This is a genomic window from Prevotella herbatica, assembly GCF_017347605.1.
GTDB classification, from domain to species: domain Bacteria; phylum Bacteroidota; class Bacteroidia; order Bacteroidales; family Bacteroidaceae; genus Prevotella; species Prevotella herbatica.
In genome coordinates, this window is sequence record NZ_AP024484.1 from 1,781,408 (window position 1) to 1,794,225 (window position 12,818).

At 38.8% G+C, this 12,818-nt stretch carries 6 protein-coding genes; all 6 read left to right on the forward strand.

Annotation, left to right across the window (positions count from 1 at the left end; translation table 11 throughout):
• Positions 1–106 precede the first annotated feature (106 nt).
• From prwr041_RS06640 to prwr041_RS06665, 6 genes are read left to right on the forward strand one after another with little or no spacing between them, the layout of a single operon-like run.
• A complete protein-coding gene (locus tag prwr041_RS06640; RefSeq protein ID WP_207153057.1) occupies positions 107–3,244 on the forward strand; it encodes a SusC/RagA family TonB-linked outer membrane protein in 3,138 nt (1,045 codons plus the stop codon).
• Between the two features lie 11 nt (positions 3,245–3,255).
• Positions 3,256–5,157, forward strand: coding sequence for a RagB/SusD family nutrient uptake outer membrane protein (locus prwr041_RS06645; protein WP_207153058.1), 1,902 nt, complete (start codon positions 3,256–3,258; stop codon positions 5,155–5,157).
• A gap of 38 nt (positions 5,158–5,195) precedes the next feature.
• Complete coding sequence (locus prwr041_RS06650; RefSeq protein ID WP_207153059.1) at positions 5,196–8,033, forward strand: SusC/RagA family TonB-linked outer membrane protein; 2,838 nt, start codon at positions 5,196–5,198, stop codon at positions 8,031–8,033.
• A 13-nt stretch (positions 8,034–8,046) separates the two neighbouring features.
• Positions 8,047–9,834, forward strand: a complete 1,788-nt coding sequence (locus prwr041_RS06655) for a RagB/SusD family nutrient uptake outer membrane protein (protein ID WP_207153060.1) — start codon at positions 8,047–8,049, stop codon at positions 9,832–9,834.
• Positions 9,835–9,858: 24 nt separating this feature from the next.
• Positions 9,859–10,866, forward strand: a complete 1,008-nt coding sequence (locus tag prwr041_RS06660; protein WP_237072165.1) for a DUF5627 domain-containing protein — start codon at positions 9,859–9,861, stop codon at positions 10,864–10,866.
• 8 nt (positions 10,867–10,874) lie between these two features.
• A complete protein-coding gene (locus prwr041_RS06665; RefSeq protein ID WP_207153061.1) occupies positions 10,875–12,560 on the forward strand; it encodes an endo-1,4-beta-xylanase in 1,686 nt (561 codons plus the stop codon).
• Positions 12,561–12,818 lie beyond the last annotated feature (258 nt).

Genomic DNA, 12,818 nt, shown 5'->3' on the forward strand with positions numbered 1-12,818 from the left:
ATGTTACATAAAATAAAATGCTCGTTACAATTTATGATATTTATTTAATATGTATTAAATATATTTGCACTCGCGAATTAAAAAATCTAAACCTAATAATTAAAAGATGAAACAAGTACTCAGACTTTTTCAAATCGTTTCTCTTGTTGTTGTGTTTATGTCAGTGTCGGCAACCCCGTCATTGGCTCAAGGCACATTGAGAGGAAACGTAATCGACTCGCAAGGTGAACCGTTGATTGGTGCCACTGTCGTAATGAAGGGAAAAACTTCTGTGGCTACAGTTACCGATTTCGACGGTAATTTTGTGTTGAACACTTCGGTTAAGAAAGCAACATTGTTGGTTTCTTATGTTGGTATGGTTCCGCAGGAAGTAGTTGTCACAGAAGGTAGAGTTGTAAAAGTTGTCTTGAAAGACGACGACCACACATTGCAGGAAACCGTGATTATCGGTTATGGTCAGCAAAAGAAGGCCAGCGTTGTGGGATCTATTACTCAGGCCGATGCCAAAGTGTTGTCACGTACGGGTGGTATTTCCAGCCTTGGTGCAGCATTGACAGGTAATCTTCCTGGTGTAATCACTATGTCAAGTTCTGGTATGCCAGGTGATGAGGATCCAAAAATCCTTATTCGTGGTGTGAATACTTGGAATAATAGTGAGCCTCTTGTATTGGTAGATGGTATCGAGCGTCCTATGGGTTCAATTGATATTGCTTCAGTACAGAATATCTCTGTTTTGAAAGATGCCAGTGCTACAGCCGTATATGGTGTGCGTGGTGCTAATGGTGTTATCCTTATTACTACAAAACGTGGTGAGGAGGGCAAGGCAAAAATTGAAATTGGTATGCAGATGACAGCAAAAGTCGTTTCTAAATTACCAAACAAGATGAATAGTGCCGATGCTTTAACTGTTCGTAATCAGGCTGCCGAGAATGAGCTTGGACTTAATCCTGATTCTTGGTCAAAAATGTTGCCAATGTCAACTATTGAAAAATATCGTCATCCTGCAAACCTTGCAGAAGCTGAAAGATATCCTAATGTTGATTGGGCAGACCAACTTTTCAACAAGTCGGCTATTTCTTACAATCCTAATATTAATGTAAGTGGTGGTACAGCTTTTGTTAAGTACTTTGCTTCTTTGGATTTCTTGCATGAGGGTGACCTTTATCGCAAGTGGGATAATAACCGTGGTTATCAGGCAGGTTATGGCTTTAACCGTATTAACTTCCGTTCTAATTTAGATTTTCAACTTACAAAAACAACAAAATTGAAAGTAAATCTATTTGGTAGTAATGGAGTAAAGCAAGGACCTTATGGTGTAGTATCTAATTCATGGGCTGAAACTCAATTGTGGCAAGCTGCTTATTCTGCACCAAGTGATGCTTTCATTCCTCGTTACAGCGATGGCACATGGGGATATTTTCCTGATGATACACAAGGAGCACCTAATTCTATAACAAACTTGGCTCTTGCTGGTGTTTGTAAAACTACAAATACTAGAATTAATACCGACTTTACATTAGAACAGGATCTTGGTTTTATATTGAAAGGCTTAAAAGCAAATGCCACAATATCTTGGGATAATTCTTTTATAGAGAATAATCGTGGTATTAATGATCAGAATCATGGAGCTCAGTTCAAATGGATAAATCCTGAAACTGGTGAAGTAACATATTCTCAAAAAGGAGATAACAAAACTGGATTTGATTTCAACGAGGGTATTTTATGGTCTACAGATAAAGGATCAGCAAACGTTGGTAATCGTAACCTATTCTATCAAGGACAGTTGTTCTGGGGTGGTAAGTTTGGTAAACACGATGTAACAGCTATGGGTGTATTCAACCGTAATGAGACTGCTTATGGAAGTGAGTTTACTCACTATCGTGAAGACTGGGCTTTCCGTGCCACATATAGTTATGCAAGTCGTTATTTCTTAGAGTATAATGGTTGTTATAATGGTTCTGAAAAATTCAGTAAAGACAACAGATTTGTATTCTTTAATTCAGGTGCTGCAGGTTGGCTTGTAAGTGAGGAAAACTGGTTTAAGCCATTAAAGAAGTATGTTGATATGTTGAAATTCCGTTATAGCTATGGAGAAGTCGGTAACGACTGGGTTGGTGACCGTTGGCTATATGCTACGCAATGGGCTTATGGAAGTACAGGACCAAATATTTCAGGACAATCAGTTAATGGTCTTTATACAGATAATAGTCCTTATACATGGTATAAAGAATTTAAGATAGGTAATCCTAGTATTCACTGGGAAGTCGCAACAAAGCAGAACTTTGGTATTGACTATAGCTTCTTGGGTGGTTTAATTGCTGGTAGCTTGGAATTCTTCAACGAAAATCGTCATGATATCCTTGTTGATGGTGGAGATCGTTCTATTCCTACATATTTCGGAGCTAAAGCTCCTACAGCAAACATGGGTAAGACAAAAAGTCATGGTTATGAGTTCGAGTTAAGATTGAGCAAGATTATAAGTGGAGTTCACTTATGGGGTAACTTCAATATGACTCATGCTGTAAATAAAATTATTTTCAAAGACGACCCTGTTTTGAAACCTGCTTATCAGAAACAAGCTGGTTATGCAATAGGACAGGACCATGCAAATTTAACAACAGGTTTTGCAAATACATGGGATCAAGTTTATGGTATGACAGAATTTAATACCAATGATAACCAGAAATTGCCTGGAAGCTATACTGTTATTGACTATAATGGTGATGGTGTGATTGATTCAAATGATAGCGCACCTTACGGATATACAGGAACACCAGAAAATACATATAGTGCATCTATTGGTGCAGAATGGAAAGGCTGGAGCTTTTATGTTCAATTCTATGGTGTATCTAATGTAAACCGTTATGTTGCTTTTAACTCTTTAGGAAAGAAGCTTGATACAGTGTTTGATGAAGGCACACTTTGGTCAAAATACACAACGGATGCTGATGCTCCAATGCCACGTATCAATTCAACACCTAGTTACAATGAAGGAACTCGTTTCCACTATGATGGTTCGTTCATCCGTTTGAAGAATGCAGAAATAGCATATACATTTACCGGGTCTTGGGTTAAAAGCCTAGGTATTAGTAGTATTCGTGTATTCTTGAATGGTAACAACCTTTGGGTTTGGTCAAGAATGCCTGATGATCGTGAGTCTAACTTTGCAGGTACAGGTCTTGGCTCTCAGGGTGCTTATCCAACAGTTAAGCGTTATAACCTGGGTCTTAAAATCAACCTTTAAATATCATAACAATGAAATTCTTTAATAAAATTATACTTTTTAGTACATTGACCCTTTCTATGGGATTTGTTTCGTGTACTGACTATCTGGACAAGTCGCCAGATTCAGACATCTCGAGTACAGATGCCTTTAAGGATTTCCACAATTTCCAAGGATTCACTGAGGAACTCTACAATTGTATTCCTGACTTTAATGGTGGATATTGGACTAACTCTTGGAATTGGGGTGAGGATGAAATACTGAATGTAGGTACAAACTTCCACTTTGTATATAAAGTGGACCAGGGTGATTTCTGGGGATGGCAGAGAGAATTTGATGGTTGGTCATCAGGTTGGATGGACCGTCAGAAAGCCAGCGATTTTAATCCTGGTTCAGACCGTTTCGGTCATAGCCTTTATCCTGGTTGCTGGTATGGTATCCGTAAGGCAAATATGGGACTTGCTAATCTTGATAAGTTCTCTGGAACAGATGAAGAAAAGAATCTTATTGCAGGTCAACTCTATTTCTTCCGCGGATGGTTCCACTTTGAGTTGATGCAGTATTTTGGTGGTCTACCTTATATAAAAGAAGTTTTGCCTTCAGACCAGCCTTTGACATTGCCACGTATGACATATAAAGAATGTGCAGATTTGGCAGCTGAAGATTTCCGTAAAGCGGCTGATCTTCTTCCTGTTGACTGGGATAAGACAACTATCGGAGCTCAAACAAAGGGAAAGAACCAGTTACGTGTTACAAAGATTGCAGCATTAGGTTATCTGGGAAAGAACTATTTATGGGCTGCAAGTCCATTAATGGCAAAAGGAACCAGTGCTGGTACTTATGATTATGATGCTGACTATGCAGCTAAAGCTGCTAATGCGTTCGGTGAATTGTTCCAGACCATAGATAATAATGATACTCCGTTTGGTTTGCTTCCATGGGCTCAGTATTCAGAAAACTTTGTTACGTCAGGAGAAAATGGAAAGATGCCAGGTCAGACTAAAGATAACTCTATTACTGAAGCAATCTTCCGTGGTCCTGTTTATGGTAGTGGTTGGGGTACTTCTGCTTGGGGACAAGCAAAAGCTTATGGCGGTAGCGATATCAATGATGGTGGTGTAATCTTCTTACCTACAGCTAACTACGTAAACTATTATGGTATGGCTAACGGTTTACCTCTTAAAGATCCTGATTCAGGATTTGACCCAAATCATCCTTGGAAGGGACGTGATCCACGTTTCTATAATGATATTCGTTACGATGGATGTCGTTTAGTAAAGAAGGAAACAACAGGCGACGATGATAATACCAAATGGCGTTATGCAGACTTGCAGACTGGTGGTTTGTTCCGTAGCGAAACTCGTGGAAGTCGCACTGGCTATTTCAACTATAAGTTTATCACCAATGCGTGCAATAAGTGGGATGATGGTTATGGTTGGTCTCCACAAATTAATATTCATCTTCCATGGATGCGTCTTTCTGATGTTTATCTCATGTATGCTGAGTCTGTTGTTGCAGCTACTGGTAATGCCCAGGGTAGTGCAACTACTACGATGACCGCTTTACAGGCTGTTAATAAGATTCGTGAACGTGCAGGAGTTGCCGATGTTAACTCTAAGTTTGTTTCTGACCCACATAAATTTATGGATGAGATTCGTCGTGAACGTGCTGTTGAGCTAGCTTTCGAGGGACATCGCTTCAATGACCTTCGTCGTTGGTTGCTTCTAGACAAGTATCCTTATAATGTAAAGACTTCACAGGAATTCTTGCGTGTTGGTGCTATAAACCCTACAGATCCTACACAGGATGCTGTCAGCGGATTCAAAGAAGTACAGATATTGAAGCGTGACTTCTCTGCAAAGCATTATTGGTTGCCATTGAAGAAAGCTGATACTCAACTTTATGTTGGATTCGACCAGAATCCTGGATGGTAATTAGATTTTTAAAAACTTACATATTGAATATAAGAGTTATGAAACATATATATAAGACAGTCGCACTTGGAATGGCACTGTTGCCAATGGCAGCATGGGCACAAGACGATGCGGATTATAACGACTCGCTCGCTAATAAGGTGAACGTCGCTTTTCGCACTGTTGACAAAAGCGACTTGATGGGTGGTGTCTCATCTGTCAACATGGTTGAGCTCACTCATAAAAATTATACTACATACAGTCTGGATCACATGGACTCTTACGTGGGTGGTTTCAATGGTCAGCTTCAGCTATGGAATATGGGGGATGCTTTGGTAATCGTCGACGGTGTACCTCGTGATGCTAACAATGTGTTACCTACAGAAATAGAACAAATAACTTTCTTAAAGTCTGCAAGCGCCGTTGTTCTATATGGTAGCCGTGCTGCTAAGGGTGCAATCCTTATCACCACTAAGCGTGGACATAATGATGGTCTTAAGATTAGTGTTCGTGGTAATGCTTCTCTTTACGTTCCTAAGAGTTACCCTAAGTATCTAGGTTCTTCTGATTTTATGAGCCTTTATAATGAGGCCCTTACTAATGATGGAAAGCCCACGGTATATAGCAAAGATGATATATATAGCTATTCACTTGGTGACAATCCTTATCGTTACCCAAGCCTTAACTTCTTCTCTAAGGATTATCTGTCAAAAACTTATCAGCGTTATGATGGTACTGCTGAAATTTCTGGTGGTGGTAAATACGCTCATTTCTATGCTAACATCGGTTTGATGCATACTAATGATTTGTTAAATTTTGGTGAGGGAAAGAAAAACGGTACTACGCGATTAAATATCCGTGGTAACATTGACCTTCGTTTGAATGATTGGATAACAGGTTATATCAATGCAAATGCTACATTTTACGACGCTCGCAGTGACCGCTCAGACTATTGGGCTCAATCAGCAAAGGTTACTCCAACAAGTCAGAACCCATTGATACCGTTGATTCCTATTGATTTTGTCTCTGGCGATAACGCTACTTTGCAGAAGATGATTGCCAATTCAAACTACATTGTTGATGGTAAGTATCTTTTAGGTGGTACACAGTCTATGCAGACTAATCCATTTGCCGCTATGTATGTTGCTGGTTGGACTAAGTCTACCAGTCGTCAGATGCAGTTTGATATGGGTGTTAACTTTAATTTGAATCAAGTTCTTCAAGGACTTACTTTCAAAACTAAGTTTGCTGTTGATTATGCAACATCTTATAATACTACATTGTCTAATGATTATTCAACTTATGAAGTTAAATGGGATCAGAACAGATTTAATAGCATCAACGACCTAACTAAGTATGGTACTGATAAGCGAAGTGGTTCTCCAACAGCTGATGGCACAGTCTATAAGCAGACAATTCTTGTTCAGGGACAGTTTGATTATGCTCGTTCATTCGGTAAGCATAATGTTAATGCCACATTGTTAGGCAATGGATATCAACGGAGTCTTTCAGGTGAATACCATCGCATAAGTAATGTGAATCTAGGTCTTGATCTTAATTATAATTATAACAAGACTTATTATGCCGATTTGTCAATGGCTGCTATTCATTCTGCTAAACTTGCTCCTGGACATAGAGATGCCGTATCGCCTGTAATGTCATTGGCTTGGCGTTTGTCTAATGAAAAGTTTATGCAAGGAACAAAGACATGGTTGACAGATTTGAAGTTGAATGCTTCTTATGGTCTTATAAATGAGGACTTGGATATTGAAAAATATTATATGTATGATAACAAGTTCACAGCTACCGGTACATGGTGGGGATGGAGCGAGAGTGCAAATTCATTGCAGACATCAGACTCTCAACAAGGTATCAACAAAAATCTTACTTTTATCAAACGCAAGGAGTTTCGTGCAGGTCTTGACGCAAATTTGTGGAATGGACTTATTACATTGAATGCCAACTTCTTTGATATAAAAACAAATGGCTTAATTATAAGCCCAGAGGCTACATTCCCTAGCTATTTCAAAACATCTTGGCCTGTATCTTCTTTCTTGGCTTATATTAACTACAACAATCAAAGCCGTACAGGTTTAGACTTTACTGTGAATGCTCATAAGAAATTTGGCGAATTAGACTTGCAAGCTGGTGTTACAGGTATGGTATATTCTTGCAAGAATACTAAATACAGTGAGAATGTTGCTTATGATTGGTTGAAGAATGAAGGTGCTCGCATAGATGCACTTCGTGGATATCAGTGTTTGGGCTTCATGACAGAAAAAGATGTAGTGAGAGACGCTGCTGGAAAAATCACAGGTTATGCACCTGGCATTGCCGTAATCAATAACAACGCACAACCTGGTGACTTGAAATACAAAGACCAGAATGGTGATGGTGTTATCGACGGTAAAGATCAGGTAATACTTGGTCATTGGACACCGGATTTCAACCTTGGTTTCAACTTTACAGCTAATTACAAGAGATTCACACTTTTCATGGGTGTTACTGGAAACTTTGGTGGATCTGGAGTTAAGGATAACTCTTATGAATGGGTATATGGTGCTAGTAAGTACTCTGATGTTGCACTTGGTCGCTGGACTCCTGCAACTGCTGCTACAGCGACATATCCTCGTCTGACAACACAAGGTGGCGATCTAAACTTCGTAACTTCAGATTTCTGGACATACAAGACAGATGCTGTTCGTTTAAATAAGGTTCAGATTACTTATGATTTACCATCTAGTCTCTTCAAAGGTTCATTTGTTCATAGTCTCTCCGTATATGTATATGGTAGCGACTTACTCACTATTGCTAAAGAACGTAAGTACATGGAGACAAATGTTGGTTCTGCACCACAATGTCGCAGTTACAATCTTGGCTTAAAGGTTAATTTCTAAAGACTTGAAAATCATGAAAAAGATTTTAAATATATTGACTCTAACGGTTGCAGCTTTGGCTTTCACCTCGTGTGATGACCTCTTTGAACCGGCTATTGAGAATAATCTTGGTTTGGATTATATGTATAATAATGCTGGATATGCTGAGGGTGTACTCGGTAATGCCTATACACGTATTCCTTGCGGTTCTTTCCCTTTCAGTGAAGTGGGTACAGACGATGCCGTAAGCAATGATCCTGCAAATAACTATCGAAAGATAGCTTCAGGCAGTTGGACTTCTGATAGCAATCCTACAGAACGTTGGCGTGATTGTCGTGCTGGTATAACTTATGTCAACCTTTTCTTGAGTAAGGCAGACAAAGTGCATTGGGCTAACGACGAGGTTGCTGCTGGAATGTTCAAGGACAGAGAAATGGGTGAGGCTTATGGTATGCGTGCTATGTTCATGTATTATTTGCTTCAGGCTCATGGTGGATATGACGAACAGGGTAACTTGCTCGGTGTGCCAATCGTAACTGCTTCTGAGGATGTAAATTCAGAATTTAATATTCCTCGTAATACATTCGCTGAATGTATGAAAGCTATTTATGACGATTGTCAGAAGGCTTTAGAATTACTTCCTACAAATTACGCAGACATTTCTTCTGATGCTCAGATACCAACAAAGTATAAGGGTGCATCAACAGGTCAGTACAACCGCGTATTTGGTTCTATATTTAATGGCAGAATGAATGGAGCTATTGTTGAGGCATTCCGTTCAAAGGCAGCCCTTCTTGCAGCGAGTCCTGCATTTCAGGCTTCAGGTGCTAAATGGGAAGATGCTGCAAACTATTCCGCACAGGTGTTAGACCGTATCGGTGGTGTAAGTGGTATGGACAAGAATGGATGGACATGGTATTCAAATAACAAGGAAATTGATGGTCTTGCTAATGGTGAATGTCCAAAAGAAGTATTGTGGCGTGGTGAGAAAAGCTCAAACAATGATTTGGAAACTAACAATTTTCCTCCTTCTCTTTATGGTAAAGGGTTGATAAATCCTACACAGAATTTCGTAAATGCATTCCCAGATAAGAACGGATATCCTATCACTGTGTCAACTATTTACAGTGATACAATTCCTTATGCAAACCGCGATCCTAGACTCGCTGCTTATGTTGTATTTAATGGTGGACAGGTTGGTGTAAATAACACAGCAATCAATACTGCAGCAGACGCAACTGACACTAAGGATAATACTAAGCTAAATAAAGATGGTATCAACCACTTTAGCGGTAGCAGTACACGTACTGGTTACTATCTTCGTAAATTGCTGCGCCAGGATGTAAACTTGGACCCAACAGCGACATCAAAGCAGATGCACTATACTCCGAGAATACGTTTCACAGAGATCTTCCTTAACTATGCAGAGGCTGCAAATGAGGCTTGGGGACCAACAGGAAACGGCGGACATGGATATTCTGCGTATGATATCATTGCTGCTCTTCATAATCGCGCTGGTGTAGGTAATGATTATCTTGAATCAATAAAAACAGACAAGGATAAGATGCGTCAGTTGATTCATAATGAGCGTCGTATAGAACTTTCTTTCGAAGGCTTCCGCTTTTGGGATTTACGTCGTTGGAATGCTCCTCTTACAGAAAAAGCAATGGGTATGAGTATTAATTCCGCAAAACACACTTATTCTCCTGTTGATGTTGAAACTCGCGACTATAAGGATTACATGAACTATGGTCCGATTCCATATACCGAAGTTCTAAAGTATGATCAACTTCAGCAGAATAAGGGCTGGGAATTAAAATAAACAATTATAAAAATGCTATTTAATATGAAAATTAAACATATAATTCTGTCTATGCTTGCCGTTTCTGCAGCTTTCATGACTTCTTCATGCGAGAATGGCGACAAGGATTTCGGTGACTTTGATTACCAGACAGTTTATTTTGCTAAGCAGAGTCCTGTGCGTACAATAACATTAGGTGAGGATGTATATTCTACAGACCTAGACAATGCCCATGATTTTGAAGTTTACGTTACTCTTGGCGGTGTTGAGAAAAATAAGGTTGATCGTAAGGTTTCAATAGCTGTAGATGAATCTCTTTGTACAGGAAAGACTTTTGAGGATGGTCATTCAATATTGGCTCTACCAAAAGAGTATTATCAGTTGAGCTCTAATGAACTAACAATTAGCAAGGGACAAATCATGGGATGCATAAAGGTACATCTTACAGATGCTTTCTTTAATGATTCTAAGTCAACAGCATTAAACTATGTTTTGCCTTTGAAAATTGTGAGTGCAGGTAGTGATTCTATTCTTGCAACAAAGAATTATACTCTTTACGCAGTAAAATATAAGAATCCATACACTGGTTGTTGGTTGAGTCATGGTACTGATAATATTGACTATAATGGTGTAAAGACAACTGTTACTCGTGAACCTCAATACGTTGAGAAATATGATTTGCGCTATCTTGCTACAACATCTTTAAAGCAATGCACATATCCTATCACTACTACTGTGACTCAAAAGGATAGTAATGGAAAAGATGTTGAGGTTGAGATAATACGTAACTTGGTTCTTACATTTGATGATGCAGGCAACTGTACATTGAGTTCTAATGATGCTGATTTTGCAGTTACTGGTACTGGTAAGTGGACATATCATGGTGCAATAAAGGCATGGAATAATACAGATCGTGACCTTATTGACCTTACTTATGATGCTACATTTAAATACAACTATGGTACTGAAGCACGCTATAAAAAGATCTCAACAAAGGAGTCTTTGATAATGCGTGATCGCCAGAGTAAGTATGAAACATTTAATTTCAAATAATCTTAATTATGAAATACAACAAGATAATTTCATTTGCAGCTGCTGCAGTGCTGTTATGTGGTTGTACTGACAATGATATGTTTAGCCAGGCTCCTAAGGAGCCTGGAATAACAGGTCAGTATGACTATCTAAATGGCTATAATAAGCTGAAGACATATGTAGACCGTAACGCTAATCCTAATTTTAAGTTGGGTACTGGTGTCAGTGCAGCCGACTATCTTGGCCATAAAAGGGCATGGACTGTTACCAATGAGAACTTTGATGAGTTTACTCCTGGTAATGCCATGAAGTTTGCCTCAGTTGTTGGCGATGATGGAACAATGAACTTTTCAACAGTAAAAGACCTTGTAAATAAGTCTGCTGAGGCTGGATTGACAATCTATGGTCACACACTTTGTTGGCATTCTCAACAGAATGTCACTTATTTAAAGAGCTTACTTGCTCCACCTAACTATTTCTTGCATGTAACATCTACAAGTTCTGGTAAGAATGCTTGGGATGCATCAGTAACATACGCCCTTTCTAATCCTTTGGTTGTTGACAAAACTTATGTTATAAAGCTTAAGGGTAAAATTAATGCTGAAGAATGGGCTTCGGGAGATCCTGTTCAGCTCTATTTTTGGCCTAGTTGTGAAAAAGGAACACAATATCTTAGTGGTTTTCAACTTACGAAAGCTTGGAACGAAGTGTCCTTGGAGTTCAAAGCATCACAGCCTATAGAAAAATTAAATTTTGAATTTGGTTTCTTAAAAGGTGATTTTTGTATAGATGACATATCACTTGTTGAGAAGGGAACAGATAAAAATCTTATATTAAATTCCGATTTTGAGGACGATAATGTTAGTAATTGGACCTTCCCTTCATGGCTTAAACAATTGTCAATTATTCGTGATAAGGAAGAGTCTGCTAACTCCGGAGGAGAAGAAGCTGCTAAGGACTCACTCAATAAAGTACTTGATAAGTGGATTGGTGGTATGATGACAGCTTGTGACGGTAAAGTTAAGGCTTTTGATGCAGTAAACGAACCTATGAGTGATCATGTTCCTACAGAACTTAAAACTGCAGGACGTGATGGTAGTGCAAAGACAAACTTCTTCTGGCAGGATTATCTTGGTAAAGATTATGCACGTACAGTTGTTGCGCTTGCTCGTAAGTATGGACCTTCAGATCTTAAATTGTTTATCAATGATTATGGTCTAGAGTCAGCAACCCAAAACAATGCCAAGTGTCTGGGATTAATTGATATGATTAAGTACTGGGAGAGTGACGGTGTTACAAAGATCGATGGTATCGGAACTCAGATGCACGTTACTTGTTCTCTTAATCCTACTACTCAGAAGCAGAATGAAGATGCTGTCGTTAATCAGTTCAAGTTGCTTGCTGCAACTGGCAAACTCATCAAAATCTCAGAACTTGATATGGGATTGGCTGACGCAGCTGATAAAACACTTACTACTGATAGTGTGAATACTGAGGAAGAACAGAATGCCCAGAAGGCTTATTACAACTTCATTATCAAGGCATACTTTGATAATATCCCTGTTGCTCAGCGCTATGGCATTACGTTATGGTCTCAGACTGATAGCCCTGCAGGTAGCGGATGGCGTCCTAACGAACCAATAGGTATTTGGAATAAGGACTTTGTACGCAAACCGGCTTATGCAGGTTTTGCAGATGGATTAGCTGGAAAATAATATTGTAAGGCTTTATAATAATAAATGGCGTCCGACAAATATCGGACGTCATTTTTATTTATATAGAGTGATATTCTTCTTTTAATTACAAATGTTAGTTCACTCTATGAGAGTGGTGACAACAGTCGTAATGATTGAAAATATATTTTGTGATGTGCTTTTTAATAGTAACTCTATAATATTAACAATAATGTATTAATAAATATTTATTTGCTTAATGTCAAATTGTTATGACATGATGCTTTTAGTGAATTTGAT